Genomic DNA, 22,136 nt, shown 5'->3' on the forward strand with positions numbered 1-22,136 from the left:
ACCGCGCCCGTCAACAGGCGAAAGGAGCAGTCGGATCCGTGGCATCGCCGAGGCGAGCCGCGCCAATCGGGTCGGATGCGGCAGACATCCAAGCGGACGCCGCCTACTGCGCCGGGGCCTGCGTCCATACGGCATGAAGCCCACGCGTAGCCGCCGCATCGGGCGCGGCCGGCCCGCCTGATCACACCGCGCCGCTCAACAGGCGAAAGGGGCAGTCGAATCCATGGCATCGCCGAGGCGGGCAGCGCCGACCGGGCGGGAAGCGGAAGACGGACGCTGCGTACCGCGCCGGCCTGCGGCCGTACGGCACGGAAGAAGCCCAAGCGTAGCCGCCGCATCGGGCGCGGCCGGCCCGCCTGATCGCACCGCGCCCGTCAACAGGCGAAAGGAGCAGTCGGATCCGTGGCATCGCCGAGGCGGGCAGCGCCGACCGGGCCGGAGGCGGCAGACATCCAAGCGGACGCCGCCTACTGCGCCGGGCCTGCATTCCTACGGCATGGAGCCCGCGTGTAGACGCCACATCGGGCGCAGCCGGCCGGCCCGTCCAATCACTCCGGAAGCAATCAACAGGCGAAAGCACCCCCGGATCCCTGGCGTCGTCGGAGCGGGCCGCGTCGACCAGGCCGGATGCGGAAGACGGTCAAGCGACGCCGGTACCGCGCCCGTACGGCATGGGTGCCCGGACGTAGGCACCGCTTCGGGCGCAGCCTGCCGGCCCGGTCGCGCCGAGCCGGTCAACAGGCGAAAGGGGCAGTCGGATCCATGGCATCGCCGGGATGGGCCCCGTTGACCAAGCCGGATACGGGAGACGGGAGAGCGGAGACGGGAGACGGCAGCCGGGAGACGGGAGACGGGAGACGGCCAAGCGAACGTCGGTACCGCGCCCGGGTCCTGCGTCCGTACGGCATGGAAGCCCGGGCGTAGCCGTAGCGTCGGGCGCGGCGGCCGGCCGGCCCGATCACACCGGGACGAATCAACAGGCGAAAGGGTCCGTCGGGTCCGTGGCGTCGCTGGGGTGGGTGGCGTTGCCGGGGCCGGAGGCGGGAGGCCGTGAAGTGGGCGTTGCGGGTGACCCGGGGTGGGCGCCCGGGGGCGGGACAACGGGCGGGACAACGGGCGGGTCGACGGGCGGGGCGATCTCTGCGGACTGCTCGCGTTGGGTGCGCAGCCTGGCCGAGACCGCGTCGGTCCGGGCGCGCAGGACGCGGATACGCTCGGCCGCCGCTGCGTCGCCGCCGGCTTCGGGTATGGCCGTGGTCACCTCGACGCCGTGGGCGCGTGCGGTGGCCACGAGGCTCTCGGCGACGGCGGTCTGTCGGGCCAGCAGGGCGGTGGCGAACAGGCTCGCGCGCAGCGTCTTCTCTCGGCCGAGCAGGCCGCGGTAGGTGATTTCGCAGGCCACCTGCGCGCTGTCCAGGCGACGGTCGTCGGCCTGCTCCAGCGACGCGAGGACCACCGTGAGCAGGCCCTCCACCACCTTGGTGACCGCCCATTTGCGGCCGGGCAGCGGGGGCAGCACGTCGCGGATGCGGTCCACCTCGGTGTCGAGTGCGGCCGTGGTCATCGAGGCGAACGCGTCGTGCAGGGTGAGCCGGACGACCTTTTCCCACGGGATGTCCTCCCCGTCGAAGCCGACCGTCTGCGGGCCGAACCGCACCGCGCCGAGGCCGTCGAGCAGCCGTAGCGGTTGCGCGGTGATCGCCGGCACCTTCGGATGCCGACACACCAGCGCACCCAGCGAGAATTCCCAGGCCTCGGTGGCGGGTGCGGCGGGCGCGGGCAACGCATCCAGCGTCCCGTGCACCCAGTCCCCCGACGCGACCCGGGCCCGGCCGGCGCCGATCCGGCCTCCCACCGCCGCGCGCCCCGAAGCCGCCGCGGCCCCGACCGCGCCACCTATGCCCCGCAGTTGATCCCGTATCGCCACGTCCCCGAGCCCCTCGCCGCACACCGTGTCGTCCCGCCCCGTCGTGATCACTCTAGCCAGAGCCGGCGCCGACGACCGATGTGCTGCAACTGCGCCGGATCGACCGAGAACGCCGAACCGAGCGGGGCACACGGGCCACCCACACACCGGCACCGGCACCGGCACCCAGCCGCCGGCCCGGGCGTCGACTCCCCGTCGGCTCAGGCATCCACCTGCCACCGGCCGGGCATCGACCCGCCGGCCGTCGCACCGAGCGGGGCGGACACGGAATGGAATACGGGCCAGGACCGAACGCGGGCGGGGTCGACCGACGGGATCAGTCTGGCCCAATCAGGCGCCGCAATGGCGCATCCTGCCCACGATCTCCAAGACAGGCAACTTCACCTGCCTCTTTACTGTCCCCAGGCCGCTTGACCGCCCCCATCTCGACACTCAGCCACCTCGTCCGCAACGCTCGCGCGCCAGGATCGACCTGTGAATGGCACATTCATGACGTCATCTCCTCTCGCCATGGGGCCATCAATGTGCCATGATGGCGTCATGGATCTCACCCCTTACGTCGACAGCCTTCGGAACGAACTTGCAGTCGCTGCGGATGCGGGCGGCGGCGAGGCCCGAAAGTTGGCCGAACACCTCACCGCTCCACTGGAGTCGGCCACCCGGGTCGTCCTGCTCAGTGCCCTGTCCGCCGCCATGGCAGAGGTCACCGGCGACCTCGCACCGGGGTCGGTCGAGATTCGACTACGCGGGCTCGACCCCGAGTTCGTGGTGACGGCGCCGCCCGGCCCGGAGGCGTACGCGGAACCCCCGCCGCCCGGGCGTGCGCCGAGTGCGTCGGTACCGGCGGACGGCGACGAGGGCGGCATGGCCCGAATCAACTTCCGGCTGCCGGCCCACCTCAAGTCCCGGGTCGAGGACGCCGCCGCGCACGAGGGCCTCTCGGTGAACGCCTGGCTGGTCCGCGCCACCGCCGGCGCCCTGGAGCCCGACGCCCCCCGTACCGACACGACCGACCCCGCCGGCCGACACCCGGACCGCCGCCGCTACTCCGGCTGGGTCCGCTGACCCGCGCCGCACCCGACGCCGTACTCGACGCCGTACTCGACGCCGCACCACCATGCACGGCATCGCGCCGGCCTCCGGATGCCGGCACCGGACCCTGCCCGCCTCCGCCCCCGCCCGCCCGCCCGCCGATGGGCAGGGCAAGCCCGAAGGCCGGCAAGCAGCCCACAGCCAAGAGGAAGGCACCTCCATGCCGACGTTCGACACCCCGAAGCCGATCTCCGCCACTCTGGAATTCGACGTCGGCTCGGCCCGGGTCGGCGCGAGCGACCGTACCGACACGGTCGTCGAAGTACTGCCCGCCGACGGCGCGGACGAGCTGGATGTACGGGCCGCGCAACAGACCACGGTCACCTGCTCGGGCGGCACGTTGTCGATCAAGGGGCCCAGGAAGCGTTCGCTGTTCGGCAAGAGCGGTTCGGTGGAGATCACCGTCGAACTGCCGGCCGGCTCCGATGTCCGGGCCACCACGCCGCTGGCGGACTTCGCGTGTTCGGGCCCGCTGGGCGACTGCCGGCTCCGGACCTCGGTCGGCACCATCCGGATCGACGAGGCCCGGACCCTGTACGCCAGGACCGGCCACGGAGACATCCGAGTGGGCCGCACGACCGGGGACGCCGAGATCATCGCGGCGGGCCGGATCGAGGTCGGCACCGCCGCCGGCGCGGCGACGATCAAGAACGCCAACGGCGAGACCACCGTCGGCGAGGTCGTCGGCGACCTGCGGGTCAGCTCCTCCAACGGCCGGATCGCCATCGGCGTCGCGCATGCCGACGTCGACGCCAGGTGCGCCAACGGCGCGATCCGGATCGACGAGGTGGCCCGCGGCCGGGTCCACCTGCAGACCGGCGCCGGTGACCTGGAGGTCGGCATCCGCGCCGCCACCGCAGCCTGGCTGGATGTGCAGACCCGCATGGGCAGCGTACGCAACTCGCTCGGCTCGACCGAGAGTCCCGAGGCTTCCGAGCAGACCGTGGAGGTCCGCGCCCGGACCGCCATCGGCCACATCGTGATCCGGCGCGCCTGAGTTCGGCCCGCCCGGGACGAGACCGCAGCGCCAGGACCATGGGAGACCGCTGCCATACCTCCCTGTCGGCTGCGCCTGAGCCGGTCCGATCACGGTTTACGGTCCCGAAAGGCCTCTGACCTGGTACTTGCATGGCAAGCTGCATGGCAGAGTGCACGGCAAACTGCAACGTAACCTGCAACGGAACATGTCCGCCGGGCCACCACCCTCGCCGGCACCCTGCCGGCACCGGCACCGGCACGGTCGCCGACCGCAGCATGTGCGGCTCCCCTCGGCCCACGTCCGAGTGCCGGCCGGCCGAGGTCCCACGCACCAGAAAAGAAGGTCGTGAAGGCGATCACCTCGCCTACCACGAGCCTCGCGGCGCCGGCGACCGCGACCTTGGCCGCGAACATCCGGCGTCGCCGCACGGCAACGCGGTGTACGCGGTCACGATCAGCCCCGATCCGTACTCCGAATCGTCGACCGACGACCGACGACCGCCGACCAGCGATCAGCGACCGCCGACCAACACCCGAGCGTGCCCGCCACGAGCACCACCACGTAGTAGCCGCCGCTGAAGCCGAATCGGACCGAATCGAACACGGACCGCTCCCCGACCGACATCCCCGTCCCGGTTCGGCGACCGGATTACCCAGGCCGAACACGCCGAGGCCGAGCGCCGCGACCGGCGCCACCGACGCAACCGCCGCGACCGTCGCCACCGCCGCGACCGGGGCGGTGTAGTACGTGGAGCGAAGTGTCCGCAGCTTGGTCCATTCGACCGCGAGCACTCCGCCCAGCGCCGGGAAACCACCCACGCCCCCGCCCCCTTTCCGCCACCGTCCGCACCCGAGGGGTCGGCCATCCGGTGGGCCGCCTCGTCCTTGGTCGCCGGCACGTACCCCTCCTCCAACGAGCCCTGCCGGGGCGCCAGTTCGAGATCCACAGGCCATGTGCGGCGGACGATTCGCCGATGCGGGCGAACGCCACGGCGGCGACGGCGAGGGCACCGTCCGGCTCCGTGGTCACCGTCGCCCCGTGATCGGTCAGCAGTCGGGCGGGCTGGTCATCGCGCGGCGGACGCAGCAGCATGTCGCCACACGATCCGATCGCCGTGTTCGCCGGCCGGTCGGATCCGCCCGGCCCGCGGGCCGCCGAGGCGCGCCGCTACTCATGCCGGCGACCGCCGCGCCGGGTGCGATCAACGCGCGCGAACGCGAGGTGTTGGTACTGATCGCCGCGGGTCGGGTCGCACCAACGCCGAGATCGCCCGACCCCAGCACATCACCAAGTGCACCATCAAGACCACGTGGGCCACCTACTCACCAGGCTCGGCGCCCGCGACCGGGTGCACTTGGCCATCATCGCGTCTCGCGCGGGATCGGGGCCCGCCTGGGCCGTGTTCCGGCGGCGGTGCGGAGGACGTGGCGTGGCGCGACGTGGCGTGGCGTGGTTGGCGGTAGGTAGGGTGCCGACGCGTGAGTGACCTGTACGAGTTGACGCTGGATGTGTTGGTGCGGGGCCCGCTCTCGGACCCGGAAGTGGCCGAGTTGCGGTGGCATGTGGGGCTCGCGGACGGGGCGCTTCCGGAGCCCGGCGATCGGCGCATCGTGACGGCGTTTCCGGTGGTCGTGGTGGACGACCTCGGGGTGCCGACGGTGGTGGACGATCCGCATCCCGTGTTGGGAGGCCCGGATGGGATCGCGCTGCGGAGCGGTGGTGTGTCGGCCACCGGTCTGGCGCCGACCGCCGGCGGGTGGGCGCTGACCGTGCGACGGGAACTGCATCCCGACGAATTCGACGAGGTCGGTGGGCTGTTGGCCTGGTTGGCCGCGCGGGTCGCGGACGCGCACACGGATCCGGACGGCTCGATCGTGCTCGGGTGGTTGCGCTTCGTCGAGGACACCGAGGCCCGGCCGTTGGTCTTTCGGGACGGGTGCGTGCGGTGGCCCGATCGGGAGGCGGGGTAGGCCGCTCGCGGGGTGTGCGAGACGGCCGCCGTCCGCCGGTTTCGGGGCCGGTCAGGCCCATCGGGTCGGGGCGGACCTGCGGTGCCAGGCGGTGACCGCGCAGGCGTCCGTCGGTTCCACGTCGGCCGGGAGGTCGGCCGGATCCAGCCAGGTCAGCCGGGCGCACTGGTCCGGTTCGGCGTTGACCGGGTCGCCCGACCAGGCCGTGGTGTGGAAGTACCAGCCGATCACCGGCGCACCGGTCTCGCCGAGCACTTGGGCCACGTACGCGGTGCGCAGATCTGCCGTGGCGACGTCGGTGGCGATCTCCTCCTTGGCCTCCCGGGCGCATGCCTCGATGAGGAGTTCGCCCGGATCCGCCAGTCCGCCCGGCAGGGCGAGCAGGCCGTCGGCGAAGCCGGTGTCCTTGCGTTCCATGAACAGCACCGCGCCGTCCGCGCGTTCGAGGATGATGGCGGCATAGGCGATGGCGTTGTGGCGGTGGTCGCTCAAGTGTCGCTTCTCCCCATGGTCGATCCGGGTGCGTCGGACGTCGCTCCCGGCTACACGGCGGTGTCCTCGGCCGGCACGCGTCGGACCTCGGCAACCGGCCCGCGCGCCGGGACGCACACCTCCGCCCGGACCAACGACCGGTCCCGGACGGACGTCACGCCCGAACCGTCGGAAGCACGTTCGGCACGGCGCTGCCGTCGGGCAACCGCCCCATTCGGCGGGCCGGTTCCGCGCGCTTCGCAGATCGCGCCGATCTCGCGGGTCCGCCGCGCGGCGTTCTTCGGCGCGAAGCCCGCTCATGCCACCGCCGGGTCCGTGCTCGCCGGGTCCTTGTCGGTCACGCGGTCACGCGGTCACGCGGGTACGCCGCCACGGGGGCACCCGGGCACTCGGTGACGGGGGTCACCCGATCACAGGATCACGATGCGTTCGACGGCGGCAGCTACGAGTTGGTCGCGCTCCGCTTCGGAGAACACATCGGGCAGGGTGAGTTGTTCGACGATGAGCCAGTTGAGGGCCAGGTACAACAGGCGGACCGCGGTCGCGTCGCCGGGCAGGCCGGACTGCTCGTGGTAGGCGACGTTGGCGTCCACGTCGGCGCGGACGCGCTCGGTCAACACCACGCGCAACTCCGGTCGCCGGGTGGCCTCCAGGCGCAGTTCGAGCAGCGCGAGATAGCCGGTCCGGAAGGCACTGACCCGGCCGACCACCTCGCGCATCAGCGTCGTGTACGTCTCCTTGTCAGGGGTGGCCGCCCGCTGTCGCGCGATCAGCGCCTCGTCGGGTTGAAACCGTTCGTAGACCCGGGCGCCCGCCTGGGTGAGCAGCGCGTCGCGGCTCGCGAAGTAGTTGGAGGCGGTACCGGTGGGCACCCCGGCCTCGACGTCCACCGCTCGGAAGGTCAGCCCGCGGGCGCCCTCCTTCGCAAGCACCTCGATGGCGGCGTCGACGAGCGCCGCCCTGCGCTCGGAGTTCCTGCGAACCATTGATACCACTCCAGCTGTAGTACTACATTCTGGCCACTATAAGGTAGCCACACAGGCCGCCGACTACGCCGCCTGGGTGGACGCCCGCCACCCCGAGACCGTACCGACCGCCATGCGCGCCCGCGCCGGACCCGCGGACGCGCCGAACCTGCGCTTCGACACGGTCGTGACGGGCCACGGCTCCCTCGCCGCCGGGCCGGAATCCCTTTATTCGACGGGGAGTTCGGCGCGGATTTTGGCGCGGGGTTCGACGGGGAGTTCGATCCTTCTCGGTTCCGGTTCACCGTCGCGCATCGCAGGACGTTTCCGAACGACGTCCCGGTCACGTGGTCGACGGCGCGACGCTGAATGCCGACTCGTCCGGGTGGGCGCGGCGCCGATGGCGCCGATGGGTGCGCATGCGGCCCTCCGCGGGGCCTCTGCGGCACCTGAACGGCACCCGAACGGCACCTCGACGGCACCGCGACGGGGCTTCGGCAGGGTACGGGCACGTGTGACGATACGGTCCTGCCATGCTCGAATCACCTGAAGGTGCTGCCATGCCCGAATCACCCGAAGACGACGCGTCGGCAACGTCGACGGGCGGATCGTCCGCGCTGCCGGAACACGGGACCGGGCCGGTGACCGCCGACGATCTGGATCGGGTGGTGCAGCTCGCGGTCGCCGCCCTGCGGGGCGTGCCGGCCTCGGCGTGGGAGGCGAAGGCCGGCGCGTTGGAGTGGGACCGCTGGGAGACCGTCGAGCACCTGAGTGACGACCTCTTCGCCTACGCCGCCCAACTGGGCCCCCGGGTCCCACCGATGTCCGGCGAGGTGCCGTTCGTCTGGGCGAGTCGGCGACCTGGCGGACCGGCCAACGCGATCCACGCGAACCATGCGGCGGGTCCGGAGGGGCTGTTGCAGGTGCTGGAGGCGAGCGGTGCGCTGCTGGTCGCCATGGTGCGGACGACGCGGTCGAGCGTACGCGCCCACCACGGTTTCGGCGCGGCCGACCCCGAGGGCTTCGCCGCGATGGGCATCGTGGAGACGCTCGTGCACACTCACGACCTGGTCGAGGGCCTCGGGCTCGTCTGGACCCCGCCCGCCGACCTGTGCGCACGCGTACTCGCCCGGCTCTTCCCGGACGTGCCACAGGACACCGAGCCCTGGCCCACGATGTTGTGGGCCACCGGCCGCGCGGACCTTCCGGGCCACGAACGACGCACGTCCTGGCGCTGGTACGGGGAACCTCGCGCATAGGGGCAGGCCGCCTCGCGCGTGGGTGGCGAAGCCATCGTGGTGTGCCGGGTCGGGGAAGGTCGCCGCGTCGGGTCGGGTCGCCGGCGGGTCGGGTCGATCCGGGTCGCGTGGGCGAATTCGACGTCGCGCCGTCGTCGCCGTCGCCCGCAGACGCCGCGGGCTGGAATTCCTGCTGCTGAAAGGGGAATTCCGGTACAACGGTGGGATCGGGCGGGTCGGGTCGCGGCCTACGGAGCGGACTCGCGTTGACGCCGTATCCGGTGATCAAGCTGTCATGGGTGATCGGTTCCCTGATCGGCGTGCTGCCCGTCGGCTCCGGGTTCGGTTTGACCGAGTGGGTGGTGCCGAACACGGCGACAGCGGGCATGGCGGCGATCGGAATCGCGGTGGCGCTCGCGCTGGTCCGCCCCTGGGGGATGCGGATACCGGGCGCTCCGTCGGCGTTCTGCGCGTGGGTCGGGACCGGGTTTTCGGTCCCGCTGTTGCCGTACGCGGTGCCGAGTTCGCTGTGGGCAGCCGCCGGTGACGACCCGGAATCGGCCACCGAAGCGGGTGGGAGCGCGGAGGCGGGTGCGGGTACGGGTGCGGGTGCGGGTGCGGACGATGCGTCCATGCCGGGTTGGGAAGCGGCCCCTCGCGACGCCGATTGGCGGATCCTGACCGGCATCTGGGACGGCTGGGCACTCGGGGCGGCCGTCGCCACCACGATGATCGGCTACGGCCGGCCGGGGCGGATGGTGCGCCGACTGCCGGTGGCACTGGGCTGGATCGGGTCGGGCTCGCTGTTCGCCTGGAGCGCTTGGAAACTGCCGCTCATGCTGTACGTGGCGCTCGCGAGCCCGGTCGACACCACGATGCCGGAGGACCTCACCTGCGCGGCGATCCTGCACGCGACGGCAGTGGTGGTGGTGGGAATCGCGATGTTGCGTTTGCTGGTGCGGGATCGGAATCCGGATCGGAACCCCGGATCGAAACCCGGATCGGGATTGGGATCGGGATCAGGATCGGCTTCCGGGGCCCGGATCGCAATCGCAGCCCGGGCCGGGTTCGGAATCGTATCCACGCCGAGTTGCACGGCGGTGAGGACGATGGCCGGTCGCCTGTGTCGGCGAAACACTGAATCGTGTGCGACCCGGTTCCGAAGGCAGAGAGGGAGAAGTGCCGGGCCGCGGTCACCGAGTCGTTCCGGGAGCCTCGGCGGCGTCGGGGATTTCGACGCGCTCGGGTGGGGCTGTGCCGGCCTTGGTGAACTCGTCGATGGCCAGTGCGAGTTCGTTGGGCCGGTCGAGTGGGATCAGGGTGTAGCTGTCCGGGATCTCGACCAGCCGTCCCTGGGGCAGGAGTTCGGCCAGGCGGCGGCCGTGGTCGGTCGGCATGACGCGGTCCTCGCTTGCCCAGACCACCAGGGCCGGTCGGTCGAAGCCGGGCAACGATTGGGCCGCGGTGACCAGGATGTCGGTGTCCGCGCCCACCGCGCGCAACATCCGGACGGCGTCGCGACGGATCTCGGCCCGGGTCAGGATCGGCGCGAGCCAGCGGGCGGTTACGGCGTCGCCGCGCTTGGTCAGCCACCCGAACGCGATCCGGAGACGACGGACCGGGCGGAGCCGCATCTGCTGCATGAACAGCCCGAACATCCGGGGCGACAGCTTCCCGGTGAGCAGGAGCGTCTTGCCGGTCAGGCCGGGCGGGAAGTTGTCGAACGCGTCGCACGAGGCGAGCACGACCCGGCCCACCCGGGCGGAACCACCTTCGCACATCAGCAGTTGCACGAGCGCCCCGCCGGTGTCGTTGCCGACGAGCGTGACGTCGTCCAGGTCGAGGCGGTCCAGGAACTCCGCGACCAGTCGGGCGATTCCGGGCAACGACAGGTCGGCATCGGCACGCATCGGCAGACGATGCGCACCGAACGGCAACGTGGGTGCCACACAACGGTATTCGGCGGACAGGGCGGCAATCGGCCCATCCCACAACGAAGCGTCCATCAGCAGCCCGTGCAACAACACGATCGTCGGCCCGGTGTCGCCACTGCTTCCGGTGTCGCCACTGCTTCCGGTGTCGCCGGTGCCTCCGGTGCCTCCGGTGTCCCGATACTCGATCGTCCCAGCGGACAGTTCGATCTCACGCATCGTCATCGTCCTCGACCCCGCAGATCGGTGGTGGCCCGGACAGAGCCCGCAAAGGCGGAGGCGGCGGAGGCGGACGAGCCGGCGGAGGCTGAGGATGCCGAGGCCGGCGGCACATCGACCGACCTCCCATCCAGCAAGTGCCGTCGCAGAAAAGCGAGTTCCGCCGCCACCACCTGCTCGTGCGCGGTCGTGAAAGGTGCGTAGTGCCCACCGGGCACTCGAAGCAGTTCGGCGTGCGGAGCGCGATTCGCCACCGCGACGGCCGGTTCGGCGAGTGCGGTGCGGTCCTGGTCGCACACCACGACCAGGAGCGGGCAGCGTACCCGGGCGGCGTCCCGTCCGGGCCTGTACCAACCGAGGGCGAGTGCGGAGCGGGCGGCGACCGCCTGCTGCCAGTCCGGGTGGATGTTGTGCGGATCGAGTGCGCGGTCTCCCTCCTGGGCATCCGGCGTGGCCAGAAGCGCAACCGTGCCGCGCTCTCCGACGAGTGGCACCAGCAGTGGTGGGCGGCCGACCGTGCCGCCGAGGGCGTCCAGGATTCCGCGACCGGTGAGGCGCAGCAGCGCGAGGGCCGTCTGGTGGCGCGCGGCGTTGCGCAGGACGATGGGCCCGTCCACGTTCGGTGTCTGGGCGATCACCGCCGCGAGGCCCGCCGTACGGGCCGCGACGCGCAGGAGGTGGCCGCCGGAGACGGAGAACGACCAGCCGGCGAGTCGGGCCGGGTCGACCCCGGGCAACGTCCCGGCGAACTCGATCGCGGCCTGCCAGTCGACGAGTTGCTCGCCGATCGGGGCCACTTGGCGCGGCTGCCCGTCGCTTTCGCCGAACCGGCGGTAGTCGAAGGCCAGTACGGCGAAGCCGGCCTCATGGAAGCGCTTGGCGAACGGGTCGGTCCCGGGTTCCTTGGTCACCCCGAAGCCGCCGGCCATGATCACGCAGGCGCCGTTGCTTCCCGGGTAGTACCAAGCGGCGCACCGCGTTCCGCCGCTGACGAAATGGACCTTCTCGCGTTCCCTGGACATCGGCACACCGACCCTCCGAGTGGACGACGCTTCATCCCACAAAAAGTGAACCACGCGGTTCGCAAACTGTCCATGGCCCCCGACGGCCTGCCGGCGTGCCCAACCCTCAAAACTGTGGATCGGTTCCACTCGTGTGGTGATGACGACGAGGTCGCCATCCGTCTGCGGGCCCCTTGGAACTCACCGCAGGATCGACCGCTCGGTGGGTTCCAGCCGCAGCCGTTGTGGGGCCCTCGCCCACCGTTGCGAAAGGGTCGGCAGCACCTCCTCGCGCCAGCGTTCCGAATGTTGCAAACGATTCAGGTGGTCGTCGAGGTGGCCTTCGTCGGTGAAACGTGCGAACCATACGAAGACCTCCTCGTTCATCCGAACCGGCAGCGCCGGGAAGGTGTTCGGGGAATGTTCCGACTGTAGGTACGCCAGTGGCGCGACGCCGGTCTCGGCCAGTACGGGTTGCACGCACTGCTGGAAGAATTCGACGAACGCCGTGTCGAACGGGCCGTGGCCGTACCAGATCGTGGCGAGGACGAGCGATGGCGGCGATGGCGCCGGCTCACCGGGGGCCGGCCGGGCGCCGACCGGTACGGGGAACCCGCCGCGCGCCGAGGCCGGCCGCAGCAGCAACACGTCATCGGAGTCGATCATCGTCGCGTTCGCCTCGTCGCGGTGCGCCTGCCAGACCGGCCCGCCGTAGAAACTCTCCAGCGCCTCGGCACGGCTCGGCATGTCCGCGAAGCCGCGGAGCCAGACGAACCGGTCGGGGTCGTCCAGGTCGCGGAACTGCCCCAGGACGGTCATGCCCACCGCTTCCTGGGACTCGACGAACTCCCGGTCGAACAGATCGCTCAGTACGTCTCGCCGGCCCGGGTGCAGCGTGTACTGCCGCAGTTCGACCACTGGACACCGTAGGGCTTTCACCAGTCGTACTCCTCGTTCAGTGGCTGGAACAGACAGTGGCTGGAACAGACTTTGTTACAACAAGCGCCATGGCGGCTGTATGACCATCGGCCCGCCGGCGGGGATTCCGCCGGGCGCGGCACTAGTTCACCAGCGTCTCGCGAAGCACATCGGCGATCGACATCTCCGCCAACTCCCGCCGCATGGCCCGCTCGACCCGGCCGTAGACCTCGCTCAGGACGGGCCGGATGCCTCGGCCGACCGGACACTCCAGGTTGGGCTCGGTGTGGTGCAGACCGAACGGTGGCTGCGCATCGACGGCGTCGTACACGTCGAGCAGGGTGATCGTCTCCGGCTCACGGGCGAGACTCCAACCCGCACCGGCACCGTGCCGGACCTCCACCAGGCCGGCTCGCCGCAGGTCACCGAGGCTGCGCCGGATGATCACGGCGTTGGTGTTGACGCTGGCCGCGACCTGCTCCGAAGTGAGAACCTCCTGGCCACGGCGCTGCGCCAAGGCCAGCCAGGCCAGCACGTGCGTCGCGATGGTCAATCGACTGTTCGCCGCCATCACCCCTCCTTGCTGCAACAGCTTCTGTTACAGCCACCCTCGCAGTCAAGCCACGTCGGTCGTCTAAGGCTTGCCGCAGTGCGACCCGCCTGCGTGGGCCGGTCCAGGCCGAAACCCTTGCCTCGGCGCGCTCGACGGGTGGACCGTTGCTGAAGCCGCCGCCGGCGCGAACGAGGGCGACGAGGTGGGTGCGTTCACGGCCGCCCGCCAACGGGCGTCGTGGTGCCCGGCGGGAGGATCGGAGCCGGACCCTACGCGTCGGCCGCCTCTTCGCGGGCCAGTGCCCGGGTCAGCGCGTCGAAGCCGGCGGCCACACCCTCCGTGTCGCCGCTGGTTCGGGCGTCCACCAGGAAGCCTCGCAGCGCCGCGAGGATCATCTCCGCGACCTCCAGCTTGCGTCGGTCCGACCAGTGTTCGGGACAGATGGCCAGCAGCGTGGGCAGATACTGCCGGGACGCGCCGCGACCGAGTTCCGCGTAGCGGTCCGGGTCGTACATCGCCAGGCCGATCGCCTGATCCAGGACTCGGGCCTCCTCGCCGACCAGGATGGGCCACACCGCGCGCACCCACTCGGCCAGCGACAACCGGGTCGACCCGCCGCCTGCGGCGGCCGACGACTTGTCGATCCGCCGGTCGCGCAGTTGCAGAATCGCCTGCCTGAGCAGGTCGTCGGCACCGTCGAAGTGGTAGAGCAGCACCTTGTGCGTGGTCCCCGCCGCCCGCGCGGCCCGTCGCAACGAGAAGTCGACGAGGCCGTTGACCGCGAGGTCGTCGGTGACCCGGTCGAGCAGCTCGCGCCGCCGCGCCTCACCGCGCGGCGACCCCGCCGAACGCCGATACCCGGCCTGCCCGGAGGCCCCGTCACCGGAGGCGTCCGCGTCGACATCACTCATGGGCGAACGTCCTTACCTGATCCGATGCCGAGGAGTCCAGGAAGCCGGGGAAGTCGGGGAAGTCGGGGAAGCCGGGCGGATACCGTTCGGCCGATTCGGGCACCCGAGCGCGTCGGCGCTGTCGAATCCGTCGACCCGGTCGACCACGTCGACCACGTCGAGCGCATCGGCTCCGGCCTCGACTCCGGCACATGCATTGCGTACACGGTCCGACCCTAGCTTCCGATCGCCCGTCGACGGCGTCGGGCGCCGGGACCCGACGCGCCGTCGTTCCGCCACGTGACGAACCCATGCCTCGGGTGCAGGCCGCCCGCGAAACCGACACAACCTTCCGCCCGACACCCCGACACCTCCCCCGCCCCCTGACCTCCCCAACCTCTCGAACCTCCCCGACGCCGAGCGCCTCCGCCGTCGACCCCGCCGCCCCTCACACCGGCCCGCCGTCACCCGAACCGGCCGGCCCGCCTCCTCCCGCATCGTCGTCGCACCGGCCATCTCCGGCGACCGCCGCCCGAGTTCCCCCCATCCGGGCCAGGAGCGCGCGCAACCCCGCTGCGTCGGACCGGATTCGGGCCTCGTCCTGTTGGTCGTGCTCCAAGTGGGCGAACACCGGAGTGCGTTCCGGGTTCGGCTCGTCGGGGTGGCGCGGGATCAGATGCGCGTGCAAGTGGGGGATGTCGTTCTCCAGCAGGGACACGTTGAGTTTGGGCGCCGGTCGATAGTGCGCCTCGATCGCGCGCCCGACCCGGGTCACCTCGGCCATGAAGCCCGCGAGTTGGCGGGCGGAGAGCGCGGTCAAGCGCGCGACGTGTCCGCCGGTCCAGACCACCACGACGTAGCCGCGCACCCGGCCGGCGCGCCATAGGTACGCGTTGCCGTACACGCCGCGCTTGATCAGCAACCCCCAGCCGATGTCGGGCGCGGTGAAGTCCTTGTCACACATCGAACAGGCCGCGCCGGTATCGGGTTCCGCGTACCGCTCCGGCCAGGTCGACGCGGCGAGTGAGCGGGGTCCGGGCACCTGGGAACCACACACGACGGCCTCCAACTCGAACGGGGACATGAGCCTGCTTGCGGCGGCAAACGTTCGGTTGAAGAAACGATCGTCGCGGGACGGATGTCACGCCTTGATCCGGCCTGTGACCTCCCCGCAGCACGTCTGGGACACACTCGCGACGGATCCGTCCGCCGGAGTCCCTCCGGTCCACCCCCTGCCCGACCCGCCGGCCCTGCGACGAACCGGCGGAGTGCGCTCGGCAGGCTACCCACAAGCCCGGACCCACCAACCGACCCACCAACCGACCGAGCAGGCACCGAGCAGGCACCGACCACGCACGGAACACGACCCGAGCACGCCTGCCGGCCCGATCAGGCCCGCCGCGCCCCTCGCTCGCACTACGCTGAACTGCTCGGTAGGCCAAGGGGGATGGATGCGTGTGCGGATCGGCGACCGAAGCGGCGGCCGGGCCGGGCCGGCGTGAGTGCCGGGCCGCACGATCCGCAGGGCTCTCGGGTGGTCCTGGTCGGCGCGCACGACTTCACGCACCTGGCTCCGCTGCCGGCGGTGTCCCGAAACCTGACCCGGCTAAGGGAGTTGCTCACCGATCCGCGGGTGTGGGGGCTACCGGCGCGGAACTGCGTGGTGATCGAACAGCCCGAACACCGGGACGAGGTCCTGGACGCTCTGGCCGATGCGGCCGCCGCCGCGACCGACCTGGTACTCCTGTACTACGCCGGCCACGGCCTGATCTCGCCGGACACCGAGGACCTGCTCCTGTCCCTCCCGCGCTGCCGACCCGACCGGGCGTACACCACACTGCCCTTCCAGGACGTCCGCAACGTGCTGCGTTCGGCCCGTCGTGTCCCCGCCAAGGCGGTGCTCCTGGACTGCTGCTTCGCCGGCCGCGCGCTGACCGGCGCCATGGGCGCCGAGGACACCCGATTGGCCGAACTCTCCCGCGTGGAGGGCACCTACGTCCTGGCCGCCGCCTCGGCGACCCGGCAGGCGATCGCCCCTGCGGGTGAGCGATACACCGCCTTCACGGGACGGCTGATCGACGTCCTGGAGCACGGCGTGCCGGGCGGGCCACGGGCCTTGGACCTGGCCACCGTGCACGACCATCTGCACCGCGTGTTGCCGGAGTCCGGCTTCCCGGCGCCGCAGCAGCGCAACGACGACCACGGTGCCCGGATCGTACTGGGTTGGAACCGGCATCCGTCCGCCGCCGATCATGTGCCCCGACTGCCACCGCATCTCCGGGAGTTGCTGCACGCCCAGGCGATCGCCGCACGCAACTTCACCTACCGGCTGTACGACGCGCCGCTCGACGGCCTGGCCACCGTCTACGTACGCCAACAGGCCCGCAGCGCGCCGACCACCGGAACCACGGTCGAGACCCGCGAGGAGTTCCGGGACCACGAGCGCAACCGCCACGACGGCGAACGCCGCAGGCGCCACTTCGTCCCCGTGGAGTCGGCCGTGCAACCGGTGGCCCCGGCGCGGGCCGCCGAGGACACCCTCGGCCTGCACCGCCACGTCCTGATCACCGGCGGTGCGGGCCAGGGCAAATCCACGCTGAGCCTGCAACTGGCGGCTTCCCTGGCCGCCGACTACGCGGCCCACGCGGCACAGGCGCCGGGTGCCGCGGCCGGCCCCGAAGGGCCGGCGGGTCCCGAGCGAAAGGACCGCCCCGAACGGCTGTTGCCGCTGCGCGTCACAGCCGGCCGACTCGCCGCCGACCGCAGCGCGCTGGTCCCGCGCCTGGTCCGGATCCTGTCCGAGGAACTGGCCCCGCACCTGGACTACGCCCTCCCGGACGATCTCCTGGAGAACCTGCCCGAGGGCACCACATGCCTGTTGATCGTCGACGGCCTCGACGAGATCACCGATCCGGAGCGCCGACGCGCCCTGGTCGCCGAGTTGGCCGGTCGGGTCCGAAACCCCGACAGCCGCTTCCGGTTGCTGATCACCACCCGTCCGCTGCCCAACGACGAACTGGCCCCGCTGCAACACGCGGCGACCGGGACGTACACCCTGGAGCCGTTCGACCGCGAACAGTTGCGCGAGTTCGCGCACCGCTGGTTCCGCGACCACGCGGACGGGCAGGCACGTGCCGAGGGCTTCCTGCGCCAGACGGAGGCAGCCGGGATCCGGGATCTGGTCCGCATTCCGCTCCTGTCCACCGTGGCCGCGCTCGTCTACCGCAAGCACCCCGGGACACCGCTTCCGAGCAGCCGATTCACCCTCTACTGCGACTACTTCACCCTCCTGGCCGAAGCCCATTTGCGGGAGGTCCACGAGCAGCAACAAACCGTGCTGCACCGCTGGACCCTGCGCCCGGCCGCCCACCGGGCAAGCGCCGCCTTCCTGTTCGAGCATCGAGCCGAACTCATCGAGCACCTGGCCGTCACCGTGGTCACCGACCCGACCGCCGCCACCCGGGCGGTTCTCGACCTCGCCCTCGACTGGCTCGACTCCCACGGCTGCCGCCCCACCCGTCGCGGCGTCTCCGAATGGCCCGGCCTGGTCACCTCGGTACTCGGCGCATCCGGCGTCTTCACCCACCACACCGACCATCTCCGCTTCACGCACTACAGCTTCGCCGAACACATCGCGGCCGACGTACGGGCCGACCGACTGCCGACCCGCTTCGACGCCACCGATCCCGACTGGGCCCACACGGTGCGTCGCGCCGTCACCGGCGACCTGTTCGCGCACGCCGTGCTCACCCACCACGCCCACCGGTACGACTCGGGCGACGCCGTCCTGGCCTGGTTGACCAGAGGAACCGGTGACTACGCGGCCCTGGCCGGCGAGCTCCTGGCCGGCGGGGTGCCCGCCTCGGCCGCGCACGTCGAGTCGTTCGCCGCCCACCTGGTGCTGACCCTGACCATGCCACCGGGACGGGAACGACTCCAGCGCGTCGTCTCCGACGCGGCGGCGCTGATCCGGCAGCCGGCCGTACGCCGCGTCCTCGACGACTATCTCGCGAGCTGCTATGTGAATCGCGAACTGCGGGTCGGCATAGCCCAATCGTTGATCGCCCACGACCCCGGGATCGCCGCCGACATCCTGCACGACGTGCTGGCCGCGACCGACACGACGGCCTCGGTGCGGGTGGCGGCCGTGCGCGCGCTGGTCCGATGCGGCCCGGAGCACCTCGCCGAGGCAACCGAGGTTCTGCGTGCCGCCACCACCTGCTCGAACCCGAGGGAGGTGCTCGCCCGGATCGACGCCGCGACGGGAATCGCGGCCCTGGGCCCGGAACATGCCGATATCGCGGCCGAGACACTGCGCGACATCCTCGCCCACGCGCACACCGCTGCCGACGAACGCGGGCGCGCCGCACGTGCGTTGCGCGAGGTCGGTCCGGAGCACGAGGTGACGGCCGCAAACGCACTGCGCGCGATCCGAACGGCTGCGGACGCGGCCGTCGCCGATCGCACGCTCGCCGCGGAATGGTTGGCCGAACTGGGCCCGGCCTACATCGCAGAGGCTGCGGAGGCGCTGCACGCGGTCATCGCCGCGCCCGAGGCCGGTGCCGGCGAGCGCCACACAGCCGTCACGGCCTTGGGCGCACTCGGTTCCGATCAGGCAGCGGAGGCCATCCGCCTCCTTCGCGAGGACTTGGCCGCAGACGACAACGATGCCTTCATCGTCGCAGCGAGCGCGGAGACGCTGGTGCAGTTGGCACCCGACAGTCTGACCGAGGTTCTCGATCCACTCCGCCGGCTCCTGTCGGCGCCCACCAGCACCGCCCGCTTCAGATGCGATGTGGCGCGCACCATGGCACGGCTGGACCCGGATCGGGTTCGCGAGGCCGCAACCGTCATCCGCGCGGCCTTTGCAGCTCCGACCTCGCGCGCCTACGAGCGAAGTGAAGCCGCCCTGAGAATTGGCGAGTTGGGCCCGGAGTACATCCCGGAGGCGGCATCGATGTTGAGCGGTCTGCTCGCGGCTCCCACCACGGGAACGGCCGAACGCTACAATGCCGCGCTCAATCTGGCCGGACTCGGGCCCGCCTTCGTCCCGGCGGCGGTACGAGCATTGCGCGCGATCCTGACGGCTCCCGATGCGGACGACTCGGCTCGCGCAAGGGCCGCCCAGGGCATGTCCCGACTCGGCGCCGCATTCGTGCCGGAGGTCGTCGACGTCCTGGGCCGACTGTTCAGCGCCCCGGAATCCTCCGCTGCGGTGCGCGAGACCATCGCGCGGGCCCTGATGGATCTTGCACCCGATCAGGCCCCGCGGCTGGCAGCGGTACTTCGAACACTCCTCGCCGCGTCGGATGCCTCGGCCCACGACCGGATCGAGCACGCTCGCATCCTGGGCTACGTCGAGCCGGGGTGTTCCGGCGACATGGTGGACGTCCTCCGTGGCGTCCTGAACGCGCCGGACACCCGGATCGTGGACCGACGCCGAGCTGCGGACGCTCTGGCCACACGGGGGAAGCCCACCCTCGCGGAAGGCACGAGCGCGCTGCGGGATCTCCTGACCGATCCCGATGCGAACACGGACACACGCATATGGATCGCCTACGACCTCTCACATCTGGGGCGCGAGGGCCGAGCAGCAGCGACGAGCGTGTTTCGCGACATCTTCACCTCCGCCACTGCCAAGCCCGCCGAACGCGCCTTGGCGGCTCAACTCATGCGGTACCTCGGGCAGGGGTACGCAGAGGAGGGCATCCACATGTTGCGGGCCATCCTGGAGGACCCCGAATCGGACGCACGAATTCGCGTCGGCGTCGCCGGCAGTTGGTCCAACCTCGGGCCGGGCTTCGCGGAGGACGCTGCCTCAATCCTGCGAAGTGTCATCGAGAACGCGGAATCCGACTCGGGCCTGCGTCGGGTAGCGGCCTGGGAACTCGGCTGGCTCGGCCCGGATTATGCCGTCGAAGCCCAGGAGACGTTACGACAGTTGCTCGTTTCGTCGCATCTCGACGCGAAAGAGCGCTGCAAGGCGGCAGAGGCTCTCCTCATCATCGGGAACGGCTACAAGGGTGATATCGCCGAGGCGATGCGTGGGCTTGCGACGGACCCGGCAACAAGCACCTTCACTCGTGTCGCCGCCGCCAAGACGCTGGGCAACCTCGGCATCGGCTACGTCGAGGAAGGCGCCGAGCGACTGCGCACATTCCTCGCGTCGCCGGACTTCACCCCGGCCGCGCGCGGCATGGCGGCGAACGAACTCGCCCGGCTCGGGCAGGGGTACCACGCCGAGGGCATCCTCGCCCTCCGCCGCTTGCTCGGCTCCCCCGAGGCCGAGGCCGAGGCCAATGCCAATGCCGACAGCGACACGGGCACGGACACCGAGGCCGATGCCGAGACCCCCGCAGGCACCCCCGCCGGTGCCCACGACCGCGTCTCGATCGCTCGGCTCCTGTTCGGCTTCGGCCCGCCGTACATCCCCGAAGCCGCCGATGCCGTGCGGGCCGTCCTGGCCGATCCCGCGTCCGGCGCCTATGTGCGCATTCGTGCGGCCCGGCTGCTCGGCGACCTCAGCCCTCGGTTCGTGGACGAGGCGGCCGGGGAACTGCGTCGTCTTCTGGCCGACGCCGACCTCGCGGCGGCACCCGTCTCGACTCGGCGGGCCGCCGCGGCACTCGGGCTGCTGAGCCCACGCTTCCGGGCGGAGGCGGCGGAGGTGCTGCGGGGGCTTCCGGCGGGTGGGATCGCCCCCGGCTACGGGTCGGGGGCCGGTTCCGGCTCCGTACTCGGCACCGGCACCGGGGACGGGTCGTCCCGTTCCGACGCCGAATCCGACACCGGGGCCGGAACCGGTGGCGCTCCGAGCACCTACGCCCGCCGCGCCGTCACCCGCATCCTGCGCGACTTCGGCCAGGGGTACGCCCCGTAGCGAGCCGCCCCTGTTGCAGACCGAGCCACCGGCTCGCACATCACGCCCCGGTGCGGAATCGCCCCCGAGTGCGTACCGGCACGCGCACCGGCCACCCACCCGAGTCCGCGCACCCACCCGCTTCCGTCCGCCCACCAACGCACGAGCCCCGAGCCACGAGCGGCGTGCACCCGCGCGCTCCGCACCCGAACACCCTCGCCCCACCACATCGCGCAGAATCGAGACGGCCGGCGGGCACGACCGCGCCGCGGTCCTCGCGCACCCGCCGTACGCCCGCGACCACGCCGCGCGTACCGTACCCACCCGCGCCCGACCCGCACTCCCGAACCTCTCCTACGCACACGTCACCGCTCCCCACCAACCACCCGCCCACCCCGATCGAAAGCGAGCCACCATGACCACCGAACGCCCCGAGCCGCCCGTGATCGCCGACGAGCGCGAAATGATCCGCAGCTTCCTCGACTACCACCGGGCAACGCTCGCCATGAAGTGCGACGGCCTCTCCGACGAAGACCTGCGCCGCCAGTCGATGCCGCCCTCGACACTCTCCCTGCTCGGGCTGGTCCGGCACATGGCCGAGGTCGAGCGCAACTGGTTCCGGCGGGTGATCAACGGCGAGGACATCCCGCTCGTGTGGTCGGACCAGGGCGACTTCCAGGTGGCGTACGACGCGAGCCGGTCCACCCGCGCGGAGGCGTTCGCCGCCTGGGAAGCCGAGGTCGAGCACTCGCGCCGGATCGAGGCCGCCGCCGAATCCCTCGACGTGATCGGCCACAACGCCAAGTGGGACCAGGACGTATCGCTGCGCCTGGTCATGTTCCACCTGATCCACGAGTACGCCCGGCACAACGGCCACGCCGACTTCCTCCGTGAGGGCATCGACGGGACGGTCGGTCCCTGACCCCCCGCCGACCGCGGCATCCACCGTCGCGGCCGGTCCGCTCACCACGCCCGTTTCGCCCACGGCGGGGGGGGGGGGGGGGGGGGCCCCGGGGGGGGGGGGGGGCCCCCCCCCCGGGGGGGGGGCGCCCCGCCCCCCCCCCCCCGCGCCCCGCCCCCCCCCGGCCGCGCAAGCCGCCCA

At 71.6% G+C, this 22,136-nt stretch carries 17 protein-coding genes; 6 read left to right on the forward strand and 11 right to left on the reverse strand.

The features are described 5' to 3' along the window. Positions 1-973: 973 nt before the first annotated feature. Positions 974-1,927, reverse strand: a complete 954-nt coding sequence (locus ACIBM5_RS37380; RefSeq protein ID WP_396011172.1) for a hypothetical protein — start codon at positions 1,925-1,927, stop codon at positions 974-976. Positions 1,928-2,467: 540 nt separating this feature from the next. On the opposite strand from ACIBM5_RS37380, the gene ACIBM5_RS37385 reads away from it, so the two are divergent. Next, a complete protein-coding gene (locus ACIBM5_RS37385) occupies positions 2,468-2,992 on the forward strand; it encodes a hypothetical protein (protein WP_396011173.1) in 525 nt (174 codons plus the stop codon). A gap of 187 nt (positions 2,993-3,179) precedes the next feature. Next, positions 3,180-4,016, forward strand: a complete 837-nt coding sequence (locus ACIBM5_RS37390; protein WP_396011174.1) for a DUF4097 family beta strand repeat-containing protein — start codon at positions 3,180-3,182, stop codon at positions 4,014-4,016. A gap of 435 nt (positions 4,017-4,451) precedes the next feature. Here ACIBM5_RS37390 and ACIBM5_RS37395 read toward each other — a convergent pair whose 3' ends face one another. Further along, complete coding sequence (locus ACIBM5_RS37395; RefSeq protein WP_396011175.1) at positions 4,452-4,601, reverse strand: hypothetical protein; 150 nt, start codon at positions 4,599-4,601, stop codon at positions 4,452-4,454. Between the two features lie 875 nt (positions 4,602-5,476). On the opposite strand from ACIBM5_RS37395, the gene ACIBM5_RS37400 reads away from it, so the two are divergent. After that, positions 5,477-5,968: a hypothetical protein gene (locus tag ACIBM5_RS37400; RefSeq protein ID WP_396011176.1), complete on the forward strand. Its 492-nt coding sequence runs from the start codon at positions 5,477-5,479 to the stop codon at positions 5,966-5,968. 51 nt (positions 5,969-6,019) lie between these two features. Here the strand turns inward: ACIBM5_RS37400 and ACIBM5_RS37405 are convergent, their stop codons facing one another. Continuing rightward, the gene (locus tag ACIBM5_RS37405) at positions 6,020-6,460 is read right to left on the reverse strand and encodes an NUDIX domain-containing protein (RefSeq protein ID WP_396011177.1); all 441 of its coding nucleotides are present in this window, start codon (positions 6,458-6,460) and stop codon (positions 6,020-6,022) included. A gap of 410 nt (positions 6,461-6,870) precedes the next feature. Then, positions 6,871-7,446 carry a TetR/AcrR family transcriptional regulator gene (locus tag ACIBM5_RS37410; RefSeq protein ID WP_396011178.1) on the reverse strand — a complete coding sequence of 192 codons (576 nt, stop codon included), beginning with the start codon at positions 7,444-7,446 and terminating at the stop codon, positions 6,871-6,873. 539 nt (positions 7,447-7,985) lie between these two features. Between ACIBM5_RS37410 and ACIBM5_RS37415 the strand changes: the two genes are divergently transcribed. Next, a complete protein-coding gene (locus tag ACIBM5_RS37415; protein ID WP_396011179.1) occupies positions 7,986-8,684 on the forward strand; it encodes a hypothetical protein in 699 nt (232 codons plus the stop codon). A gap of 715 nt (positions 8,685-9,399) precedes the next feature. On the opposite strand, the gene ACIBM5_RS37420 is transcribed toward ACIBM5_RS37415, so the two are convergent. From ACIBM5_RS37420 to ACIBM5_RS37450, 7 genes are all read right to left on the reverse strand, one after another. Next, on the reverse strand, positions 9,400-9,759 hold the full coding sequence (locus ACIBM5_RS37420) for a hypothetical protein (protein ID WP_396011180.1): 360 nt from the start codon (positions 9,757-9,759) through the stop codon (positions 9,400-9,402). Positions 9,760-9,856: 97 nt separating this feature from the next. Further along, on the reverse strand, positions 9,857-10,819 hold the full coding sequence (locus ACIBM5_RS37425) for an alpha/beta fold hydrolase (RefSeq protein ID WP_396011181.1): 963 nt from the start codon (positions 10,817-10,819) through the stop codon (positions 9,857-9,859). Further along, entirely contained in the window at positions 10,816-11,835 is a 1,020-nt protein-coding gene (locus ACIBM5_RS37430; RefSeq protein WP_396011182.1) for an alpha/beta hydrolase, read from the reverse strand. The genes ACIBM5_RS37425 and ACIBM5_RS37430 overlap by 4 nt, the downstream gene beginning before the upstream one ends. Before the next feature lie 180 nt (positions 11,836-12,015). Further along, positions 12,016-12,753, reverse strand: coding sequence for an NIPSNAP family protein (locus ACIBM5_RS37435; protein ID WP_396011183.1), 738 nt, complete (start codon positions 12,751-12,753; stop codon positions 12,016-12,018). A 121-nt stretch (positions 12,754-12,874) separates the two neighbouring features. Beyond that, on the reverse strand, positions 12,875-13,303 hold the full coding sequence (locus ACIBM5_RS37440; protein ID WP_396011184.1) for an Rrf2 family transcriptional regulator: 429 nt from the start codon (positions 13,301-13,303) through the stop codon (positions 12,875-12,877). A gap of 251 nt (positions 13,304-13,554) precedes the next feature. After that, complete coding sequence (locus tag ACIBM5_RS37445) at positions 13,555-14,196, reverse strand: TetR/AcrR family transcriptional regulator (RefSeq protein ID WP_396011185.1); 642 nt, start codon at positions 14,194-14,196, stop codon at positions 13,555-13,557. A gap of 427 nt (positions 14,197-14,623) precedes the next feature. Beyond that, positions 14,624-15,259, reverse strand: coding sequence for an HIT family protein (locus tag ACIBM5_RS37450; protein ID WP_396011186.1), 636 nt, complete (start codon positions 15,257-15,259; stop codon positions 14,624-14,626). Positions 15,260-15,673: 414 nt separating this feature from the next. On the opposite strand from ACIBM5_RS37450, the gene ACIBM5_RS37455 reads away from it, so the two are divergent. Both ACIBM5_RS37455 and ACIBM5_RS37460 read left to right on the forward strand, forming a co-directional pair. After that, positions 15,674-21,055 carry a caspase family protein gene (locus ACIBM5_RS37455; RefSeq protein WP_396011187.1) on the forward strand — a complete coding sequence of 1,794 codons (5,382 nt, stop codon included), beginning with the start codon at positions 15,674-15,676 and terminating at the stop codon, positions 21,053-21,055. Positions 21,056-21,449: 394 nt separating this feature from the next. Continuing rightward, on the forward strand, positions 21,450-21,956 hold the full coding sequence (locus ACIBM5_RS37460; RefSeq protein ID WP_396011188.1) for a DinB family protein: 507 nt from the start codon (positions 21,450-21,452) through the stop codon (positions 21,954-21,956). Positions 21,957-22,136: the final 180 nt, after the last annotated feature.

Source organism: Embleya sp. NPDC050493, from assembly GCF_044458105.1.
Classification (GTDB): domain Bacteria; phylum Actinomycetota; class Actinomycetes; order Streptomycetales; family Streptomycetaceae; genus Embleya.